Below are 21,730 nucleotides of genomic sequence, written 5' to 3' on the forward strand. Positions count from 1 at the left end.
AATCCTTCAATTTATCTAACTCAATCAATAGAAAGCAAAAAATAACATTTATAATTGCAATATTCATAACTTGGATAGCAAATTTGATACATCTGTCCAGAATAATTATCTCGCCCGTAGACTTTACTTCAGTTTCTTTTTCCCTAATGGGGGCTGTCTTGCTAATTGGAATAACAAAGTACCAATTGTTGGACATAGTGCCCATAGCTTACCAAAATGTTTTTAAAAATATGAACGATTCTTTTATAGTTTTAAGCAGACTTAATCAAATTGTTGAAATAAACCCTGCCATGGAAAAAACTCTTGGATTAGAAAGTAGCAAGGTCTGTGGAAAAAAGTTAGAACAGATTTCAGATATGTGGCCTGAACTTAACAAAGAATATCTTAATTTATCTTCTAAAAATCATACCAATAAAACTAATTTAGTTAAAGGAACTAAGATTTTTGAAATGGACCTCTCAAATATATATGATTCTAATAATTTTTTTATTGGATACCTCATTGCTCTGCATGACATAACTAATCGTAAATAAATGGAAGACAAATTAATAAAATCAAATAAACAAATTGAGGATTTAAACGAAACTCTACAGGTAATAAATAAAATTCTTAGACATGATCTTCTAAATAAATTAGCCGTAATGAAATCTTCACTATGGCTTTATGAGGAAAAAAAAGATAAAGCCTTACTCAGTAAGTTGGATCGTTCTGTTGATGGTGGAATAGAATTAATTGAAAGAATTCGAGAACTTGAATCTTTTGTAATTAATAAGGGAGAATTAACTCCGATGAATATAAGGAAGATAGCTGAAGAAGTTTCTACTAATTTACACATTCCACAAATCAATATAAATGGTGAAGCAACCGCATTAACTGACCAGGCATTATTTTCTGTGTTTGAAAATATTATGAGAAATGCAATTATTCACGGCAAATCAGATAAAATTGATATAGATATCTCTTCTAAGAATAATATATGCGAAATACGAATAAAAGATTATGGAAAAGGCATTCCCAATGATATCAAAGATAATGTTTTTGAAGAAGGTTTAAGCTTTGGGGATAGTAAAGGCAGTGGTCTAGGTCTTTACATTGTTAAAAAAACAATTGATAGATACGGTGGCACAATTTCAGTTGAAGACAATAAACCACAAGGAGCTATTTTTGTAATTACTCTAAACTCTCCGTATTGCAATCTCGAAAATAATACACTATAACATTTATAAACTTATAAATATAATAATAATCATGGAAGATTTTGATCAGATTCCTAAGAAACGACCCAAAGCAACAGGCTGGGGAAGATTTTTGCCCTTGTTAGTGATAGGTTATATCCTTTTTACTTCATTCATTGGCTCAATCAGGTTACCGTCTACCGGGTCTTCAGACCCCGTATACTCCTTGTTCTTAAGTTCTAGCATTTTTATCGGCGGAGTCATAGTTGCTGTTATATTGGTATTTTCTTATATGATTTATTCTAGAAAATAAGAACTTATTTAAAGTAATTTTTCTTATTTATTATGAATGTTCAAACGCATCTTTTTAATTGTTGATGTAGGTCTAGAAGTAAGAATAGTGGCAATGTATGCAACTTTAATCTCAAAATGTTCGAATGCATCTTTATTCTTAGTACCTTATACTGATAACAAGGGAGTTTTAGAAAACATTGACTTCATTAAAAAGATAACAAAAGAAGAAGGATTAGAAGCAGAAATCCTAGATATCAAGGGCGACATACTCTACGAGTTAAACAAAATTATTAGAGACAAAGATCTCGATTTAGTTATCACTCCTTTAAAAAGACAGGAAAATGGTCTATTTTTTATAGGTAGCTTTTCACAAAGATTAATGAAATACGCTTTGTCTTCTGTTATAGGTATTAGGATTGTTAAGGCAAGGCCATTAAAACAACATAAAAAATTACTAGTTCCGCTTTATGATAAAGATTATTATCCTAAAGAAAGAATTTTTTTAATCGAAGCACTTTCAAAATCATTAGATTTAAATGTATCTGTATTGAGATGTATTAAAAATCCTAACGAAAAAATGGATAAAGAAGAGATGCAAAAAGCTTTCACCGAAACTCAAAATTATTATTCGCCATTTATTAATAAACTTAAAGAAAATGGAATTCATACAGATCTTATAATTCGAGAATGTGAGCATGCAACTGATGGAATACTTGATGAAACAATGGCTTCAAACTACGATCTCCTTTTTGTTAAAGCTAAAGCTCAGAATACTCTAAAAGAGTTTCTTATGGGAAATGAAGTTGAAGATATACTTAGGAGGACTCCATCTAACTTATTATTTTGGAGGTCAAGGGAGTAGTGCATAGATGGAGCAAATAAAAGATATTCATGAGCTCTCAGTAGAAGAAGCTATTTTAAATCTTCAATCGTCTAAAGAAGGACTTTCTAAAGATGAAGTTGAAAAAAGATTTTCTTCATTTGGTCCAAATGAGATTCAGGAAAAAAGGGCTACTCCTTTATACGTTAAACTACTGAAACAATTTTTTAATTTCTTTGCTATTTTACTATGGGTTGCGAGCGGTCTTTCATTTTTAGGTGAATATCTGTCACCAGGAGAAGGAAATATTAATCTTGGTATCGCATTAGTTGCTGTAATCTTTATAAATGCATTTTTTACTTTTTACCAAGAATATAAGGCCGAAAGAGCGGCCGAAGCTCTAAAAAAACTATTGGCACCTTTGGCAGTAGTATTAAGAGAAAATATAGAACAAGAAATACCTTCAAATCAAGTTGTAGTTGGGGACATTATTATTCTATCTGAAGGAGATAAAGTTCCATCAGATGCAAGATTAATTGAGCAGTATGAGTTGAAGGTAAATAATGCACCTTTAACGGGTGAATCAAAATCTCTAAAGCGAAGTGTAGATCCTTTTAGCGGAAATATACTGGATTCGCAAAATGTAGTATTCTCTGGAACTACTGTAGTTTCAGGCTCTGGGAAAGCTATCGTTTTTGCCACAGGAATGGGAACAGAATTTGGAAAAATAGCTGGCCTTACCCAGGAAATAAACGAAGATCCGACACCTTTACAAAAAGAGATATCCTATTTTATTAAATACATTTCGATAATTGCCATCTTTCTTGGAATAACATTCTTTTTAATAGGGTGGTCTTTAGGAAACACCTTCACTGCAAATTTTATTTTTGGAATAGGAATAATTGTTGCAAATGTTCCAGAAGGCCTTCTCCCAACTGTCACATTGACTCTATCGATTGCAGCCCAGAAAATGGCTAAGAAAAATGCTTTAATAAAGAGTCTAAACTCTGTTGAAACTCTCGGATCTACAACTGTGATATGTACGGATAAAACTGGAACTCTCACACAAAATGAGATGACTGTTAAGAAGATATTTGTCAATGGTAAAGAGTATGATGTTTCTGGAGTTGGGTATAAACCTGAAGGAAAACTTCAGATGGGGGAAAAAGATTTAGATGAAAAAGAGATTGAACCTATAATCCCTTTTCTAAAAACTTCCTTCTTTTGTAACAATTCAAAATTAACTTTTGAGGAAGACAAGTATTCTATAATTGGGGACCCAACAGAAGGTGCACTTTTAGTTTTAGCAAAAAAAATTATAGATACAGATACAAGTTGCCAATTTGAGGAAAGAATCTTTGAAATACCCTTTACCTCGGATAGAAAAATGATGAGTACAATATACAAAGGAAAAACAACTGTCGCTTATGTTAAAGGATCGCCGGAGTCAGTCATATCGTTGTCAAATAAGATATTAATAAATGGAAAAGAAATTGATTTAACTTCGGATGGCAAACAGAACCTCCAAGAAAAAGCAGAAAATTTTCAAAAGAATGCTTTGAGGACTTTGGCACTTGCATATAGACTTGTAGATGAAAAAGAAAAATATACTGCAGAGAATGTCGAAAAAGACCTTGTATTTATAGGATTAGTTGGGATGATAGACCCTCCCAGATTAGGGGTTAAAGAGGCAGTTAATAAATGCAAGGGTGCAGGAATCAAGGTCGTAATGATAACGGGTGACAATAAACTTACGGCTGAAGCTATTGGAAGGGGCGTAGGTATAATTGAAAGTGACACTCCTACAGTAGTAGAAGGAACAGATGTCAATAATATGGGACTAGAAGATCTGAAAAATATATTAAAGAATCAAGAAATTATTTTTGCGCGGGCATCCCCAAAAAATAAACTTGATATAGTAATGGCTTTAAAACAGATGGGAGAAGTTGTAGCAGTCACAGGCGACGGCGTAAATGATGCACCCGCCTTAAAAGAGGCCGATATAGGGATATCAATGGGGAGTGGGACGGATGTGGCAAAAGAAGCTGCTGATGTTATACTAATAGATGACAATTTTAAGAGTATAGTGGAAGCGGTACTTGAAGGCAGAGCTGTTTATGATAATATTAAGAAGTTTATTTCTTATATACTAGTTAGTAATGTACCTGAGATAGTTCCTTTTATAGTATATGTTTTGTTTAGAGTTCCCCTTCCTCTAACAGTTATTCAAATATTGGCAATAGATTTAGGTACGGATATGCTTCCTGCAATTGCACTTGGAACAGAGCCTGCTGAAATAGATGTGATGGAAAGGCCACCTCGTTCTAGAAAAGACAGACTTCTAACTATACCTCTTATAATAAAATCATATGGACTTATAGGGCCAATCGAAGCTGCTGCAGGATTGTATGGGTTCTGGTGGGTATTAAAACAAGGTGGCTGGATTTTGGGAACGCAGTTAGCATTCACAGATCCACTTTATCTTAAAGCTACAACGATGTGTCTCGTCGCCATAATAGTGTGTCAAATTGTGAATGTTATTGGTTGCAGAAGCCTTAGAAATTCTATATTCAAAATGGGCTTTTTTAAAAATAAATACATATTTTTGGGGATAATTAGTGAGATAATTTTAATTATCGCTTTCACTAACCTTCAAGTCTTTAAGACTTTTCTTGGAACTGCTTCAATAGAACCCGAATTAATTTTGCTGATTTTACCTTTTGCATTATTGATATTCGTCGTAGATGAATTAAGAAAATACCTGATGCCGAAGCTAGGATTTAATGAAATATAATTTTTAATTATTTGTCATTTTTTGACAATTAATAATTTAAACTGCCCCACATCTTTCTTTAAATAAGGAGATTTAGTGAAGCAAACTTTCAAATCTTATAGTGATCTAACAAGGGCTCATTTCATGTTTGCATGGCCTTTGATATTTTGCTCCGGTTTATTTTTAGCTTTATATAACTACGGAGGATTTTCCTGGGCTTTAGTAATTAAAGCCGCACTTATAGGCCTATTTGGATTTGAAGGTGGAATGATACTAAATGACTATATTGATAGAGATATTGACAAAAGCGATGTAGAATACGATAAACTAACTTTCTATTGGAGGCCCTATAAAAGTAGGCCTTTGCCTTTTGGAGAAATATCTCCAAAAAATGCATTAAGACTATTCTTATTATTTATTATTATTACTATCTCCTTAATCCTTACCCTACCCTTTCCCAACTCTCTTTATGTCATGTTAATTTATTTTTACTGTTATTTTATGGAATACTTTTATCAAATCAAAAAAAGGAATCAGAAGTTCCCGTTTGCACAGCTTCTTGGCAGAACTGATTTTGCCATATTTCCAGTTGCAGGGTATTTATGCGTTGGAGCTCCGGACAAAGTAGCATTGTTATTTTTTCTTTTCTTTTATCCACTTGCGTTATCTCATCTAGGCTTAAACGATCTAATTGATATTAAAAATGATATTGCCCGAAAGATGAATACAATAACAGTTCTTTATGGTATCAAAGGAACTGTAAGATGGATTGGATTATTCAATTTAATCCATTTTTTAGCAGCAATTTTGTTTCTCTCAATTCTTCCTCGATTTACTTTTTATGGATTCTTAATACCGTTTGCACTATTATTTGTTGGAATCTATTTATTAGTAAAAGATCCAAGTCCCGATAAGAGTCTTAAAATCCTTCCTTTATACCATATATCAATGTTAGTATACTCCATTTCTATAATTATAGGCACAACAATATAACAAATAATAAAAGGAGAATCGTAATACTTATATAGGATTTGATGATATCAAAGACAAAAATTAGTTCTTGGATTAAAATAATGCGATTGGAATTCTATTCCATGCCATTTGTCGCTTATTCTTTAGGGGCTTTGATTTCATATAAGTTAAAATTTTTATTTTATCCGACAAATTATCTTATTGGATATTTTATTATATTTTTAATTGAATTAGCAACTGTTCTAATAAATGAATATTATGATTTTGAAGGAGATAAACTCAATAAAAACTTTGGTAGATTAACTGGCGGTTCAAGAATTTTAGTTGAAAATAAAATTTCAATCAACGAGATTAAGTTAGCTTTGATTTTTGTAACTTTATCATTTTTGATAGCTTCTCTTTACTTATTAAAAATAACTTTATTTTCTAATCAAGTATTATTTTTATTAATTTTGGGTTTTGTACTTGGCATTTCTTATACTGCCCCTCCAATAAAATTGTCCTATAGGGGTTTAGGAGAAGTTAACGTTGCACTAATACATGGATTTTATGTTATTATTTGCGGTTACGTTTTTCAAGGGGGGGTACTTGATACTAAAATTATTTGGATTATCTCTATACCCATTTTCTTTTCGTCATTGGCAGGTGTTGCTTTAGCGGGTATTCCAGATTTAGAATCCGATAGATTAGTTTCAAAGAAAACTTTGATATCGATACTTGGATATAAAAATAACTTAATTTTTTCTCTGTGTTGTGTTATTATTACTGGAATTCTTAGCATTTATTTGAAATTTTACTTAGTTTCTGCGAAATATAGTTATCTTTATTATTTCATTACTTTTTATTCAATAATTTTATCAGCTATTATAATAAATTCAATTAATAAATTTGATTTTAAAATTGACACATTGATTATGAAAATAATGATTTTAATTGCTTTTTCTGTATTTGTGCCTTTATTTATTTTTTTGACATAAGTTTAGATTTTGCCAGAATAATTGGGAAACTGTTATAAAAGAAAATGAATAAAATCTTTATTCTGAAGGTGAGTGTACGGGTATAATTCAAAGGATTTTGATAGAATATCTTGAAATTATCACAATAACTCTTATATTCCTGGCCTTTTTTGTTTTTTTGTCATATTTAAAAATGAAGTTTGAAGAGAAAAAGAAAGCAATGCATCGATATTCCGATTAGACGATTTAAATTCGTGGTGCATATGAGATTTGGGCCAGTTTTCCATGTGGTTGGTTACATCCTTCAGCTTATTGGAGTTGCAATGCTTCTCCCAATCCCGTGGGGGCTTTACTACCATGAAGAAGAAACCTATCTATTTGTTATATGCGCAATTATTACATTTGCCACTGGGCTAGCCTTGAACAAATTATTAAAAGAAGAGAATGATAAACTCCGGGTCGTTGAAGGGATAGGGATAGTCTCGTTTGGCTGGATAATAACGTCTGTATTCGGAGCACTGCCTTTTTATCTTTCTGGAAATTTTAGCTTTGTAGATTCATTTTTTGAGATCATATCTGGTTTCACTACAACAGGGGCGTCCATTATAAATGATGTAGAAGCGCTTCCCCACTGCATACTGTTCTGGAGATCGCTAAGCCACTGGATTGGAGGAATGGGGATTATATTTTTAGCCTTCATACTGCTTCCCGCTCTCTCTGTCGGCGGAAGGGAACTTATATCTCCAGAATCCTCAGTGACCCAACTTGAGAAAATAAAGCCAAGGTTAAGGGACGTTGCAAAGAGCCTGTATGGGATCTATCTTCTTTTTACGGGGGCGCAGATCATCCTGCTTTTGTTTGGCGGAATGAATATTTTTGACTCGATGTGTCACACCTTTGGAACAATTGCGACAGGTGGATTCTCAACAAAAAATACTAGCATCGCCTACTATAACAGCCCGTATATTGAAGGTGTGATAGTGCTGTTCATGTTCCTAGGGGCCACAAGTTTCACATTGCACTATAACGCCTTCAGGAGAAAGTTTGATTATTTCAAAGACGAAGAGTTTATTTTCTATGTGGGTATATTGGCATTTTCTATTCTTTTCATGACTTTAGATATTAGAACGCATATCTATGATTCATTGAGCCAATCCTTTAGATATGCCACTTTTCAGGTTATGAGCATATCCACAACAACTGGTTTTGCAACTGCTGATTTCAATTTATACCCAGACTTCTCCCGATTAATATTAGTTCTTCTCATGATCATGGGGGGATGCGCCGGTTCTACTGCGGGGGCAATAAAGATAATGAGGATAACAATCCTAACAAAAGCAGGTGTGAGAGAGCTCAAGAAAATTATCCACCCTCATGCTGTAATGCCTATTAACTTCAGGGGAAAAGTTATACCTCAGGAGACCTTGGTGAATATTGGAACATTCTTTGCTTCTTATCTGGCCGTTTATGTCGTATCATGCCTTATAATGACGGGGCTTGGAGTGGATATGATAACGTCGCTATCTGCCGTTGCTGCTACCATGGGTGGTGTGGGGCCTGGACTTGGTCTTGTCGGACCTGCAACGACTTACTATGTTTTAGGCCCGGGAGCCAAAATATTGCTTTCATTTTGCATGCTCGTAGGCAGGCTTGAAATATTTACTTTGCTAGTTTTGCTCTCGCCGGCATACTGGAAAGAATGAGAAAAGAATTAATTCAAAGGCTGTATTAAGTTAAACTTAAATAATATCTCCTATAACTAGCTATAGTTGAAAAAATGCCAAATAATGACTATTATCACAAAACCTCTGAAGAAATAATTTCTGAATTTTCATCTTCATTAGAAGATGGTTTAACTTCAAATGAAGTTAAGAAACGTTTAAATCAGTACGGAAATAATGAAATTGAAGCCAAGATTAAGATTCCTTTATGGCTGCTGCTTTTATCTCAATTCAAAGAACTGTTAGTTATAATATTAATTATCGGGGCTCTAATCTCATTTTTTATTGGAAGCTATAGGGATGGCACAATCATATTCCTCATTGTCCTTGTAAACGCAATAATAGGGTTTGTTCACGAATATAAAGCAAATAAAATTATAGAGAAGTTGAAAGGTCTTGTCAAATCACGGGCAAAAGTTATCAGAAACGGAGAGTTAGCTGAGGTTTCCCAGATAGAACTTGTACCGGGCGACATCATCAAATTGGAAGAAGGGGATAAAGTTCCAGCAGATATAAGAATTATCCAATGTTCAGATTTTAAGACAAATGAATTTACCCTTACCGGAGAATCCCTGCCCCAAGGAAAGAGTAGCGAGCCTATTGCAGATGAAGTTGGAATTGCCGATAGAAAAAATATGGCTTACACCGGGACAACTGTTGCATCAGGAAATGCTATAGGAATAATAGTTGCAACAGGAATGAAAACAGAAACTGGAAAAATTGCAAGCTTAACTGAAGAAACTAGTGATGTCCAAACGCCTTTACAGAAAGAACTTAGATTACTTGCAAGAGAATTGACGATTATTGTCATTATAATAAGCTTAGGTCTTTTCACTTTAGGTTTAATACAAGATTTCTCAGTGTATATGAGCCTAGTATATGCATTAGGAGTTGCAATGGCGGTCGTGCCACAGGCTTTACCTGCAGAAGTTACGGTAGCATTATCAAATGGTAGCAATTACCTTGCAAATAGAAAAGCAGTCGTAAAATCTTTACCTGCAGTAGAAACTCTTGGTTCAACTACAGTAATCTGCACAGATAAAACTGGTACTCTAACAAAAAATGAAATGACGGTAAGGTCACTCTGGTTTAACGGTCAAGAGTATAAAATTTCTGGCCTTGGTTATCAGCCAGAAGGGGATATTTCAGACGTTGAAGATAAATTAATTTCCAACGAAAAAAGAGATGAGATAAAAACAATGCTCAAAGCTGCATCTATGGCATCAAATGCAGAAATACGCCCCCCAGATAAAGAACATAAAGAGTGGTATTGCATTGGCGATCCTACAGAAGGTGCACTTATTACTGCAGCCAACAAAATAGGCATTGATTGCAATGAAGAAAATAAATCATGTCCCGAAATACAAGAATTTTCATTCTCATCAGAAAGAAAGAGAATGGGCTCCATAAGAAAAGAAAAAACTGGTCATTTTTTGTATATCAAAGGGTCCATTGACAGTATACTCTCGATAAGTAAATACATCTATCTGGATGGAAAGGAAAAAAATCTGACAGAAGAAAACATTTCTGCTATAAAAAAAGCAAATGAGCATTATGCTCAAAACTCAATGAGAGTATTGGCCATAGCATATAGGTCGCTAGATTATAAAGGAGAATGCCAAGCAGAAGAGACTGAAAAAGAGGTAGTTTTCTTGGGCCTTGCGGCAATGATGGATCCTCCAAAAGAAGGGGTGAGGGAAGCTATCTCTGATGCTAAAAAAGCACATATAAGAATATTTATCTTAACTGGTGATCATGCACTAACTGCCGAAGCAATAGGAAAAGAGATAGGGCTTTCTGAAGACAACAAAACGCCAATTATAACTGGAAAAGAACTGAAAGAACTAACTGATGATAAATTAGTTGAGTATATTGGCGGGAAGGAATCAATTATTTTTTCAAGGGTAGATCCTGAAGATAAGTTGAGAATTGTTAAAATATTGGAGGGCCAAGGAGAAATTGTGGCAGTTACAGGGGACGGAGTAAACGATGCCCCGGCACTGAAAAGAGCCCACATTGGGGTTGCTATGGGTTTAAAAGGAACTGAGGTTGCCAAAGAAGCTTCAAATCTTATATTGCTGGATGATAACTTTGCTACGCTAGTTGATGCGGTAAAAGGAGGCCGAACAATATATAATAATCTAAGAAAGACAGTTTCTGCATCTATGACTACAAACAGTGGTGAATTGACATTAGTTTTAGTAGGTCTTCTGGGAGCAGCTCTTTGGGGTTATCCGATACCAATTCTCGCGGCACAAATACTTGCAATAGATCTACTTGGACAGATAATGCCTCTAACATTCCTTACTTTTGATCCGCCTGATCCGGACATCATGGTCCAAAAACCTAGAAAGCCAAGTGAACACATATTTAACAAATTTTCTGGCGCAGAGGTCATGATTTTAGGGGTAATAATAGGATTTTTAGCATTTATGAATTTTCTACTTTTCATGGATCGAGAAGGAATTGTGTTAACAATGGAAAATCTTGATAGCATTTTCTATCTCAAAGCAACTACACTTAGCTACTGTACAATTGTGTTCTGTCAGTTTATCAATACCTTAGAGAGAAGATATGCATACACCTCAATTTTTAATAAAAATTTCTTTTCTAATAAAATACTATTGGGATCAATCGTCTTTTCAATAGGATTGGTATCATTTGCAATATATGGCCCTGGTATTAGTGATTTTCTATCTTTTGGAAGCATTGAAATCTTAGATTGGGGTTATATAATATTTTCTGCTGGACTATACCTAATCGTTTATGAATTGTTAAAACTTTTTAAAAAATTTAATAATAAAAGAAAAAATCTAGTTATCTAAACAAATAAGAACGTAACTTTGAGAAATTTGTCAAAAATTAAATGAGAGAAATAAATAAAAGTTTAAAAAAAACATTGACATCGACGATTGGGCCTAAAATATTTTAATTTTTTCTTCTATCTGTTCTCTGATTACTTGAATATTTGGAATTTATTTATATTACGTTTTTTGCTTGCGGCAACTTAATTATTTATATTTGTTACTTCCAATTTGTTCCGCATACTTATCATTTATTCTATTATCTAAAATTAAATTTGAAAAACAAGACCCTGAGATTAGTAAGCTAATTCTTGGCACAATGATTTTAATTACACTATCTAGTTTAATTCCTGTTATTATTTTTGCTAGATAGAATGATATATTCTTTTTTTGCGACAGTTTTAATTTATATCAATATATTTATATCTAATATATTCTAGTTTTTAGTAGTCTTTAATCTAATTAAAACATATAATCGGTGACCAAATGAATAAGAATACTTCAAAGATTTGTAATCATTTGCCCATTATTTGATAATTACTTGATAATTTTAGATAGTTATTTAAAGAAAAAACAGACATAGTATATGGATAAAAAATATAAATTTAATTTTTTTATAAAAAAAGGAGAAGACAAAATGAAAAATAGAACTTATTATATTTCTATTTCAATCTTTATTAGTCTATTTCTTTTTATATCTCCACTCTATGCAGAAGATTCAAAAATTGTTGTTAAAGTTGGATTTTATGAAGACGAGCCCTTAGTATTCCAAGATAATAATGGAAATATTAAGGGGCTATATGCGGATGTTCTAAACTATATTGCCATTAAGGAAGGATGGGAGATTCAATATGTTTATGGAACTCTTAATGAGGGGCTAACTAGAATCAAAAATAATGAAATTGATATTATAACTGCTGTTGCGTACTCTCCCGAGCGTGCAATATATGCCGATTTTTCTAAAGAAACACTGTTTCCTAACTGGGCCCAAGTTTATTCTATGCCTAGTTTAGAAATAGAATCATTCCTTGATTTGGAATATAAAAGAATCGCCGTAGTTAATGGTGATATCTATTATGTTGGGCCAAATGGAATCAAAAATCTGATGGATAATTTTGATCTTAACTGTACTTTTGTAGAGGTAAATGAGTATAATGAGGTCATTAAGTTAATTGAAGAAGAGAGCGTTGACGCAGGCATTTTAACAAGACTTTATGAATCTGAATTACAGAATAATCCAAAAATAGCAAAATCCTCCTTAATCTATTCTCCAATTAAACTACTTTTTGGATTTCCTAAAGGAAGCTCAAAAAATCAATATTTGATAGAAAAAATTGATTATCATCTAAAGATGTTAAAAGATGATCATGATTCTATATACTACTACAGTATTAATGAATATATGCCAATATATTCTGCAAAAGAAGTACAGATATTCCCAAAATGGGCAAAGACTGTTGTAGGAGTCATACTTTTGGCACTATTAATATTTGTTAGTGCGAGCATGCTATTAACTAGGGAGGTGAAGAAAAGAACAAATCACCTAAACGAAGCAATAGGCGATCTTCAAAATGAGATTGCCCATAGACTTGATGCTGAAGAATCTCTTAAAAAAAGTCAAGATAAATATAGGGAACTTACAGAAAAATTGTTAATAGAAAGTGAATCAAAATTTGAATCCATATATAATAATGCAGCAGTAGGAATAGATCTGTTAGATAAGGATCTCAAAATTATCGATTTAAATGATAGATTGGCAGATATGTTTGAATATTCTAAAGAAGAATTAATAGGTAAAAATATCTTAGATATAACATTTCCCGAAGATATTGACCTAACAATAAAAAATTTAGATAATCTTATTAATGGTAATTTGAATTCATACTCACTTGAGAAAAGATACAAGAAAAAAGACGGAAGTATTTTTTGGGGAGACTTATACGTATCTTCCATAGGAAATCAAAATGGAGAGTTCAAAGCAATTATTGGAGTCATTGTTGATATTACTTCTCGCAAACAAGCAGAAGAACTATTAGAAGAAAGTGAAGAGAAATACAGAGAGCTTGTTGAGAATGCCAACAGCATAATCGCAAAATTTGACAAGGACGGAAGAATTATTTCAATGAATGAGTTTGGACTTAAATTCTTTGGTTATGAAGAACAGGAACTAATAGGCAAAACTTGGGCCGAAACAATATTGCCCAAATTAGAATCGAATGGTAGGATTTTAGAAAATCTAGCTGCCGAAGTAATAAAAGAACCTGATAAATATTCCATTAGTATAAATGAAAACATAAAGAAAAATGGGAAAAGAATCTGGGTATACTGGAATAACAAACCAATATATGACAAAGGAGAACTAGTTGGTATTCTTTCAGTTGGCACAGATATAACTGAAAGAAAGAAAGCAGAAGAAAATTTGCATAAGGTAAACAAACAACTAGAAGAAGCTGATAGACTTAAATCAATATTCTTATCGAGTATGAGCCACGAACTTAGAACACCATTAAACTCTATAATAGGTTTTACTGGAATATTGTTACAGGGGCTTGCAGGAAATTTAAATGATGAACAAACTAAACAATTAAGCATTGTTAAAAAAAGTTCACAGCATCTTTTAAGCCTTATAAATGATATCTTGGATATTTCAAAAATAGAAGCTGGAAAAATAGAACTTTCTTGTGAATATTTTGACTTGAAAGAATTGATGGAAGAAGTTATTTTGACATTTGATACAATGGCCAAGGATAAGAATCTTAAAATTGAGAAATCTATACCTGAAAATATTACTCTTTATAATGATAAGAGAAGATTTAAACAGATAATCCTAAATCTTGTAAGCAATGCAATAAAATACACAAATGAGGGCAGTGTTAAAATTATGGTCAAAATCTTGGATAATAAAGAGCTTGAAATTAAAATTATTGATACAGGAGTTGGAATTAAAAAAGCGGACCTTAATAGAATATTTGAACCATTTCAGCAGTTAGATGATAAATTGACAAAAAAAGTTGAGGGTACAGGATTAGGCCTTCATCTTGTAAAAAAATTATTGAGCCTTATGAATGGTAATATTTTCCTAGAGAGTGAATATGGAACGGGAAGCGTGTTTACTATTACTATGCCATTAAGAATTAGAGAGGAATAAATATGGGAAGAATACTTATAGTTGAGGACAATGAGAACAACCTCTATCTTACTAAATATATACTTGAAAAAAATGGACATACTACAATTACAGCTAGTAGCGGTTGTGAAGGTGTAAAAAAAGCAATTGAGGAAAAACCTGACCTTATCATAATGGACATACAGTTGCCTGATATCAACGGGCTTGAAGCAACAAAAAGGATAAGAGAGTCCCCTGTAGGCAATTCTATCCCCATAATAGCATTGACATCATATGCAATGATGGGGGATAGGGATAAAGCACTTAAAGCAGGATGCTCTGGCTATATTGAGAAACCCATTGATCCTGAAAAATTTATTAATCAAATTATGGAATACTTGAAATAATGGGAGGTTAATATTGGAGATACTTATTGTAGAAGATAATGAAGAAATTGCATATCTTCAAGAAAAAATCTTAGCTGCAAATAACTATCTTGTTACTAGAGCTTCAAATGGCCAACAAGCTCTTGAGTTGCTGGCTTACAAAAAGTATGATATGATAATTTCTGATATACTAATGCCAGTAATGGACGGGTTCCAGCTTTGTAAAACATTGAAGAACGATCCTAAAACTAAGGACCTACCTTTTGTTTTTTATTCGGCGAGCTATACTGAAAAAAAAGACAAGGAATTTGCATTAAAATTAGGCGCAGATATCTACGTAGAGACCCCAATTGAACCTGATGAATTTATCAAAATAATTAATAACTATTTTGAAAATTTCAAAGAAGGAAAAATAAAGCCAAGAGAGTATTTATTCGAAAAAGAAAACAATATGGAAAAGATTTACAGTGAACGTTTGGCAAGGCAACTAGAGAAAAAGTTAGTACTCCTAGAAAAAAAAATGGCCGAAAATAATGAATTAATGAAAAAATTAAAGCAAAGTGAAGAAAGATACCGTGAGCTTGTAGAAAACGTAAACAGTATAATAACGAAGTACGATGTGGATGGAAATATCTTATCAATGAATGAATATGGATTAAAGTTTTTTGGGTATAAGGCGGAAGAGATCATTGGAAAGAATTTTATAGGAACTGTTACCCCGCCTATCGACTCTACTGGAAAAAATCTTAGTTTTTTGCTTAAAGATATTTTTTCTGACATAGAAAGATACTCTACAAATATCAATGAAAATATAAAAAAGAATGGAGAAAGAGTATGGGTATACTGGGCAAATAGGCTTATAGTTGATGGTAATGGAAATTATACCGGGATATTGTCCGTGGGTACGGATATAACTGAAAGAAAAAAGCTTGAGGCAGAAATAGTATTGCTTCATAACGCCGTAGACCAAAGTCCTGCTATTGTCATTATAACTGACAAGGATCGAAAGATCGAATATGTAAATCCAAAGTTTGTTGAAGTAACTGGTTTCACTTCATCTGAAGTAATAGGAAGAGATGCTTCTTTCTTGGGCGGAGAACCTTTTTCTGAAGAAAATGACAGAGAGTTTTTGAATACCTTATCAAAAGGCAATGAATGGCAAGGAGAGTTCAAGAATATAAAAAAGAATGGGAATATTTATTGGGAATTGGCATCCATTGCCCCTGTTAAAACGCAAAGTGGGATAATAACACATTTTGTAAAAGTAGCAGAGGATATAACATATCGAAAATTAGCTGAAAAGGAACTGCAAGAAAGGGAAGAAACGTTAAAGGGTATTCTTTCGGCTGCCCCAGTTGGCATAAATTATCTACAAGATAGAAAATTCAAATGGTCAAATAGAGAAATGGCAGAGATTACAGGTTATTCTGATGAAGAGTTAGTTGGAAAAACTCCGAGATTTCTTTTTGAGTCAAATGAAGAGTATGAACGAGTTGGAAGTATCTTATATGACCCAGTAAGGGACCAAGACGTTATAGAAGTTGAAACAAACTATAAGCTAAAAAATGGCGATACTAAGGACATTTACATAAGAAACAGTCCATTGGATATTAAAGACCTTTCCAAGGGTTATATAACGTTAGTAATGGATATCACGGATAACAAAAAATCTAGAAAGCAATTAGATGAGAACTTAGAATACTTTGCCCACCTGATAGATCACATAAGAAATCCTCTGGCTATTTTGAGCGGTTTCGTACAAGTTAATGTTGAGGATGAAAAAACAAAAGACGTTGTTATTCGACAGGTAGATAGAATCGAGAAATTATTAAAAGAGCTTGATCAGGGATGGATGGATACAGAGGAAACTAGAAAATTCTTGAAAAGATATATGTAATATTCTCTTTCTTTTTTTAAATACTAAATAATTTCAAATAAATGAAAAATGGCTCTGAATTGGAATCTATTTAGAAAAAGAATTGGTGCGGTCAGCGGGATTCGAACCCGCGTCATGAGCTTGGAAGGCTCAAGTGCTAACCACTACACTATGACCGCTTCTTTTTTATTCGAATTAATTGTATATTTAAAACTTTCTCTTTTAGCCACCACAATGCTTAAAAATTGATATTTTAAAAAACATATGTGGATTATATGGGCATTATTAACGTAAACGTTAAGTTTGATTCTTCTATTATAATATCATGTGCTGCCCATCATCATTAATTACGTCATTTTTGGCGGAGGTATTTTCATGCTAAAAATAGCTATTCCTAAAAAGGGGAGATTATCAAATCCCTGTCTTGAAATATTAAAAAAATCAGGTTATGAGTTTGAAGATAGCGGTAGGAAGTTATTTTCACGTATCGAAGAAAAAAATATTGAGGCTGTATTTGTGAGGACTCAAGACATACCCGAATACGTTCAGGATCAAGTTGTGGATATAGGGATAACTGGTCTTGATATCATTGGGGAAAGAGGTGCTGATGTTGAAGTTTTGCTAAAACTGGGATTTGGAAAATGCACACTTACAATCGCCGCACCGAAAAACTCATCTATAACAAAGTTTGATGACATTAAGAATGGAATGAAGATTGTGACAGAATTCCCCAAAAGTACAGATAAATACTTTAAAGATAAAGGCATTAATCTGAAGGTGATTGAAGTGTCAGGTTCAACGGAAATTGCCCCTTACCTTGGGGTGTCCGATTTAATATCGGACATAGTTAGCACTGGAACAACTTTATTGATGAACAATCTAAAACCCATATCCAAAATTATTGAATCTGAGGCAGTGCTAATAGCAAACAAGAATAGCATTAAAGAGAAGAGAGATGAGATAGAACTTCTTTCTGCATCAGTTAGAAGCGTCTTAGATGCACAGGGTAAGAAGTACATTATGGTAAATCTTCCTACCAAATCATTGGGTAAATTTGAAAAGGAATTTCATGGTCTTGGGGGCCCAACAGTAATGGATGTAATATCAAAAGAATCACTTGTTGCAGCTCACTTTGTAGTCGATGAAAAACAGGTATCAGAAACTATTCAAAAACTTAAAAAGATGGGCGGAACAGGAATTCTTATTATCCCTATAGAACGGTTGGTGAATTAGTTGATTGAAATTTATGAAGGCTCAAAAGCTCTATTTGAAAAAGATAAACAGAGAAAAGTCCTATTAGAAGATGATGGTTACGTAAAGTCAATTTTATTGGATGTAGAAAAGAGAGGAGACGAAGCGCTCAGAGACTACACATTAAAATTTGACGGTGTCCAAATAGATGACTTTTTAGTAACTCAAGATGAGATAGCTGAAGCCTATGATAATGTAGATACCGAACTAATTGAAGCATTGGAAACTTCAGCTGAAAACATAGAGGATTTCCACAGAAGAGAGCTTCCCCAATCCTTTTTATTCGAAAAAAAAGGTATTACAGCAGGGCAGATGATATTGCCCATAGAAAGTGCAGGAATTTATGTCCCTAGTGGTCGGGCATCATATCCTTCTACAGTGCTCATGGCAGCAATCCCTCCAAAAATATGTGGTGTTCCAAGAATAGTTGTAGTAACCCCTTCAGGCAAGGATGGCAGATGCAATGATGCAGTTTTGGTAGCATCAGACATTGCAGGTGTTGATGAAATTTATAAAGTAGGCGGAGCTCAAGCAATAGCGGCCTTATCGTATGGGACAGAATCAATTAAAAAAGTTTCAAAAATAGTCGGGCCAGGAAATAGATATGTTGCAATGGCAAAAAAACTTGTTGAAACCCCAACTGAATTTCCAGCGGGCCCTAGTGAAGTAATGATAATTGCTGAAGAAAAATCAAATCCAAGATTTATTGCCTTAGACATGCTTGCCCAATCTGAACACGATCCTATGGCTTCAGCATACCTATTGACTACATCAAGATCTATTGCTGAAAAAGTTGTGAGGGAAATAGAAAATGAGCTTAAAGTATTGCCAAGAAACGAGATACTGAAAGAATCTTTGAAAAGAGGCGGAGTATTCATAGTATCATCTTTAGAGGAAGCAATAGAACTTTCAAACAATTTTGCCCCAGAACACCTTGAACTAATGGTTAAAGAACCATTCTCACTTCTTACAAAGATTAAAAACGCTGGCTCAGTTTTTTTGGGAGAATACTCTCCTGAAGCCATGGGGGATTATGTTTCAGGAACAAATCACGTACTCCCTACATCAGGATTTGCAAAATTTTATTCCAGTCTTTCAGTTGATGATTTCATAAAAAAATATACATTCCAATATGTCACAAAGGAAGGGCTAAAGACTTATAGGGGCACAGTTTCAACACTTGCTAGGTCTGAAGGATTATTTGCGCATGAAAAAGCGGTTAACGTGAGGTTTGAAGATGAAAAGTAAATTCGATAGAGACCTTTTAGAGAATCTTGATCCATACTCTTCAGAAGTTTCGGTATCCGATGGTAATTTAATAAGATTACACGCAAATGAACTTCCATGGAAAAACGAAACTGTAGTTTGTGGTTTACACGATAACATCTTATCAATGCCCTTAAACAGGTATCCGGAAGTCACAAATTCCAACACACGAAAAAAAATTGCAGAGTATATCGGATTTGAAAAAGAAAATGTACTAGTTGGAAACGGTAGTGATGAGATTATTGATACAATTGGAAAAGCTTTCATTTCTCCACTTGATAAAGTATTAATACCCTCTCCTACTTTTTCACTTTACGCTAGTACCACAAAGATTTATTCAGGACTTCCAATAATAATCCCTCTTAATCCTGATTTTACTCTCTCTGTTGAAAAAATAATTTCTGAAGCAAAAAATGCCAAGATGGCCATCATTTGTAGTCCAAATAATCCTACAGGCATAGCATACCCAGACGAAGAAATCAAAACCATACTTGACACAGGGGTATTGGTAATTCTTGATGAAGCGTATGCCGAATTTTCTGGACATTCAGGACTAAACTTGGTGAATAATTATGATAATTTGATTGTCATGAAGACATTTTCAAAAGCATTTGGGCTTGCAGGATTTAGAACAGGATACTGCGTGGCATCAGAAACATTAATTGAGTCAATGAGCAAAGTTATGCTCCCATATAACCTAAATCTAATATCTATGAAGGTAGTTGAACTTGCAATCCAGCATGAAGATTTTATGAAAGATTCTGTTAAAAAAATAAAGGAAAACAGAAAATATCTTTATGGTGCAATGCAGGAGATAAAGGGTATAAATTCAATTCAGTCAAATGCTAATTTCATACTATTTGAAACAGAAAATCCTAGAATGATCTATGAAGAGCTATTGAAAAGAGGAATTCTAATTAGATACTTCGAAGGCAAAAATTATATGAGAGTCTCTGTAGGAACTTACGAACAATGTGTAAAATTTATTTCTTATTTGAGGGAGATATTAAATGTCTGTTAAGATAGGTATAATTGATTATGGAATGGGGAATTTAAAGAGTGTTTACAAAGCTTTTAGATTTTTAAAAGCAGATCCTGTTTTCATTGATAAAGAAGAAGATTTCGATTGTGATGGTTTAATACTCCCTGGAGTTGGGGCATTTGAAGATGGAATGAAGAATTTAGGGCCTTTTATTAAAGTATTAAAAAAGGAATCGGTAACAAAGCCTCTTCTCGGAATTTGTCTTGGCATGCAAATGCTTTTCTCAGATAGTGAAGAAAACGGATTTTTCAAAGGATTAGATCTTATACCCGGATCTGTAAGGAAACTACCCGAAGGACTCAAAGTACCTCACATGGGATGGAATAGCATTGGATTCTTAGATGATGATCCTTTAGTAATCGGAATAAAAAATGAATCTTATTTCTATTTTGTTCATTCTTATGCACCGTTCTGTGGGCCTGATTATACTCTTGGTGAAACAGAGTATGGAATAAGATTTCCCTCAATAGTTGCAAAAGACTTTATTTACGGAACTCAGTTCCACCCTGAGAAAAGTGGCGAGTCCGGACTAAAGCTTCTTAAAAATTACATAAATATAGTGGAGAGCACGATATGAAAGTCTTGCCTGCAGTTGATATCTTAAATAGAAAATGTGTACAACTTGTTGGAGGAGATCCCGATATCAAGGTGTTTGAGAATCCAGATCCGCTCACAATTGCAAAAAAGTGGGCAGAGTATTCAGATTATTTGCACCTGATTGACCTTGACGCTGCCATATATAACTCAAGTATCAATAGGGATATAATAAAAAAAATACTATCTGAGATTAAAGTTCCCGCCGAAGTTGGGGGCGGGATAAGAAGTATAGAGATATTTAGAGAGCTAATTAATGCAGGTGCGGATAAACTCATTATGGGCACCTCAGCAGTAAAAAATCTTGAACTTCTAAAAAATATAAATGATGAATTTGGGAAGGATAGAATAGTCATTGCTTTGGATGTTAAAGGAGAAGAGGTATCAATCTCTGGCTGGACTCAAGGCTCAGGTTTATCGATATATGAAACAATAAAAAATTTAGAAGAATATACATCCTCCTTCCTAATCACAAGTATAGGTGTCGAGGGAAGGATGACGGGGCCAGACACAGTGCTATACAAAAAGATTTTATCCCTCATAGATGTAGAGATAATTGCATCAGGTGGGATTTCATCAATTGATGATTTAATAAAACTTGATAAAATAGGCATTAACAAAGCCGTAGTCGGAACGGCAATTTATACTAATAAGATTGATTTAAATGAGGTAAGGAAAGTATTTGGGTGATTTG

At 33.5% G+C, this 21,730-nt stretch carries 17 protein-coding genes and 1 tRNA gene; 17 read left to right on the top strand and 1 reads right to left on the bottom strand.

The window, feature by feature from the left end:
* The 12 genes from KO464_04935 to KO464_04990 form a co-directional block, all read left to right on the top strand.
* The coding region (locus KO464_04935) for a PAS domain S-box protein (protein ID MCC7572716.1) at window positions 1-533 on the top strand (533 nt) is incomplete at its 5' end.
* Window positions 534-1,217 (top strand): HAMP domain-containing histidine kinase, encoded by a 684-nt coding sequence (locus KO464_04940; protein MCC7572717.1) that lies wholly within the window; start codon window positions 534-536, stop codon window positions 1,215-1,217.
* Window positions 1,218-1,248: 31 nt separating this feature from the next.
* Window positions 1,249-1,488 carry a hypothetical protein gene (locus KO464_04945; GenBank protein ID MCC7572718.1) on the top strand — a complete coding sequence of 80 codons (240 nt, stop codon included), beginning with the start codon at window positions 1,249-1,251 and terminating at the stop codon, window positions 1,486-1,488.
* A 36-nt stretch (window positions 1,489-1,524) separates the two neighbouring features.
* On the top strand, window positions 1,525-2,331 hold the full coding sequence (locus tag KO464_04950) for a universal stress protein (protein ID MCC7572719.1): 807 nt from the start codon (window positions 1,525-1,527) through the stop codon (window positions 2,329-2,331).
* A gap of 7 nt (window positions 2,332-2,338) precedes the next feature.
* Window positions 2,339-5,083 carry a cation-transporting P-type ATPase gene (locus tag KO464_04955; protein MCC7572720.1) on the top strand — a complete coding sequence of 915 codons (2,745 nt, stop codon included), beginning with the start codon at window positions 2,339-2,341 and terminating at the stop codon, window positions 5,081-5,083.
* A 75-nt stretch (window positions 5,084-5,158) separates the two neighbouring features.
* Entirely contained in the window at window positions 5,159-6,055 is an 897-nt protein-coding gene (locus KO464_04960; GenBank protein ID MCC7572721.1) for a UbiA family prenyltransferase, read from the top strand.
* A 101-nt stretch (window positions 6,056-6,156) separates the two neighbouring features.
* Window positions 6,157-7,011 (top strand): prenyltransferase, encoded by an 855-nt coding sequence (locus KO464_04965; GenBank protein ID MCC7572722.1) that lies wholly within the window; start codon window positions 6,157-6,159, stop codon window positions 7,009-7,011.
* 242 nt (window positions 7,012-7,253) lie between these two features.
* Entirely contained in the window at window positions 7,254-8,693 is a 1,440-nt protein-coding gene (locus tag KO464_04970; GenBank protein ID MCC7572723.1) for a TrkH family potassium uptake protein, read from the top strand.
* Between the two features lie 74 nt (window positions 8,694-8,767).
* The gene (locus tag KO464_04975) at window positions 8,768-11,536 is read left to right on the top strand and encodes a cation-transporting P-type ATPase (protein ID MCC7572724.1); all 2,769 of its coding nucleotides are present in this window, start codon (window positions 8,768-8,770) and stop codon (window positions 11,534-11,536) included.
* Window positions 11,537-12,152: 616 nt separating this feature from the next.
* Window positions 12,153-14,663 carry a PAS domain S-box protein gene (locus KO464_04980; GenBank protein ID MCC7572725.1) on the top strand — a complete coding sequence of 837 codons (2,511 nt, stop codon included), beginning with the start codon at window positions 12,153-12,155 and terminating at the stop codon, window positions 14,661-14,663.
* Window positions 14,664-14,665: 2 nt separating this feature from the next.
* A complete protein-coding gene (locus KO464_04985; protein ID MCC7572726.1) occupies window positions 14,666-15,028 on the top strand; it encodes a response regulator in 363 nt (120 codons plus the stop codon).
* 13 nt (window positions 15,029-15,041) lie between these two features.
* Window positions 15,042-16,904: a PAS domain S-box protein gene (locus tag KO464_04990; protein ID MCC7572727.1), complete on the top strand. Its 1,863-nt coding sequence runs from the start codon at window positions 15,042-15,044 to the stop codon at window positions 16,902-16,904.
* Between the two features lie 83 nt (window positions 16,905-16,987).
* On the opposite strand, the gene KO464_04995 is transcribed toward KO464_04990, so the two are convergent.
* Window positions 16,988-17,062 (bottom strand) — tRNA-Gly (locus KO464_04995).
* Window positions 17,063-17,258: 196 nt separating this feature from the next.
* Here KO464_04995 and KO464_05000 point away from each other — a divergent pair.
* From KO464_05000 to hisA, 5 genes are read left to right on the top strand one after another with little or no spacing between them, the layout of a single operon-like run.
* A complete protein-coding gene (locus KO464_05000; GenBank protein MCC7572728.1) occupies window positions 17,259-18,116 on the top strand; it encodes an ATP phosphoribosyltransferase in 858 nt (285 codons plus the stop codon).
* The gene (gene hisD, locus KO464_05005) at window positions 18,117-19,382 is read left to right on the top strand and encodes a histidinol dehydrogenase (GenBank protein MCC7572729.1); all 1,266 of its coding nucleotides are present in this window, start codon (window positions 18,117-18,119) and stop codon (window positions 19,380-19,382) included.
* Window positions 19,372-20,421: a histidinol-phosphate transaminase gene (hisC, locus tag KO464_05010; protein ID MCC7572730.1), complete on the top strand. Its 1,050-nt coding sequence runs from the start codon at window positions 19,372-19,374 to the stop codon at window positions 20,419-20,421. The genes hisD and hisC overlap by 11 nt, the downstream gene beginning before the upstream one ends.
* Complete coding sequence (hisH, locus tag KO464_05015) at window positions 20,411-21,019, top strand: imidazole glycerol phosphate synthase subunit HisH (GenBank protein ID MCC7572731.1); 609 nt, start codon at window positions 20,411-20,413, stop codon at window positions 21,017-21,019. Before hisC ends, hisH begins: the two co-directional genes overlap by 11 nt.
* A complete protein-coding gene (gene hisA, locus KO464_05020; protein ID MCC7572732.1) occupies window positions 21,016-21,726 on the top strand; it encodes a 1-(5-phosphoribosyl)-5-[(5-phosphoribosylamino)methylideneamino]imidazole-4-carboxamide isomerase in 711 nt (236 codons plus the stop codon). Before hisH ends, hisA begins: the two co-directional genes overlap by 4 nt.
* Window positions 21,727-21,730: the final 4 nt, after the last annotated feature.

The organism is Methanofastidiosum sp., assembly GCA_020854815.1.
GTDB lineage: Archaea > Methanobacteriota_B > Thermococci > Methanofastidiosales > Methanofastidiosaceae > Methanofastidiosum.

Coding starts and splice junctions, on each gene's coding strand:
- KO464_04940 (MCC7572717.1), top strand. CDS start 534: ATGGAAGACAAATTAATAAAATCAAATAAACAAATTGAGGATTTAAAC.
- KO464_04945 (MCC7572718.1), top strand. CDS start 1,249: ATGGAAGATTTTGATCAGATTCCTAAGAAACGACCCAAAGCAACAGGC.
- KO464_04950 (MCC7572719.1), top strand. CDS start 1,525: ATGTTCAAACGCATCTTTTTAATTGTTGATGTAGGTCTAGAAGTAAGA.
- KO464_04955 (MCC7572720.1), top strand. CDS start 2,339: ATGGAGCAAATAAAAGATATTCATGAGCTCTCAGTAGAAGAAGCTATT.
- KO464_04965 (MCC7572722.1), top strand. CDS start 6,157: ATGCCATTTGTCGCTTATTCTTTAGGGGCTTTGATTTCATATAAGTTA.
- KO464_04970 (MCC7572723.1), top strand. CDS start 7,254: ATGAGATTTGGGCCAGTTTTCCATGTGGTTGGTTACATCCTTCAGCTT.
- KO464_04975 (MCC7572724.1), top strand. CDS start 8,768: ATGCCAAATAATGACTATTATCACAAAACCTCTGAAGAAATAATTTCT.
- KO464_04980 (MCC7572725.1), top strand. CDS start 12,153: ATGAAAAATAGAACTTATTATATTTCTATTTCAATCTTTATTAGTCTA.
- KO464_04985 (MCC7572726.1), top strand. CDS start 14,666: ATGGGAAGAATACTTATAGTTGAGGACAATGAGAACAACCTCTATCTT.
- KO464_05000 (MCC7572728.1), top strand. CDS start 17,259: ATGCTAAAAATAGCTATTCCTAAAAAGGGGAGATTATCAAATCCCTGT.
- hisC (MCC7572730.1), top strand. CDS start 19,372: ATGAAAAGTAAATTCGATAGAGACCTTTTAGAGAATCTTGATCCATAC.
- hisH (MCC7572731.1), top strand. CDS start 20,411: ATGTCTGTTAAGATAGGTATAATTGATTATGGAATGGGGAATTTAAAG.
- hisA (MCC7572732.1), top strand. CDS start 21,016: ATGAAAGTCTTGCCTGCAGTTGATATCTTAAATAGAAAATGTGTACAA.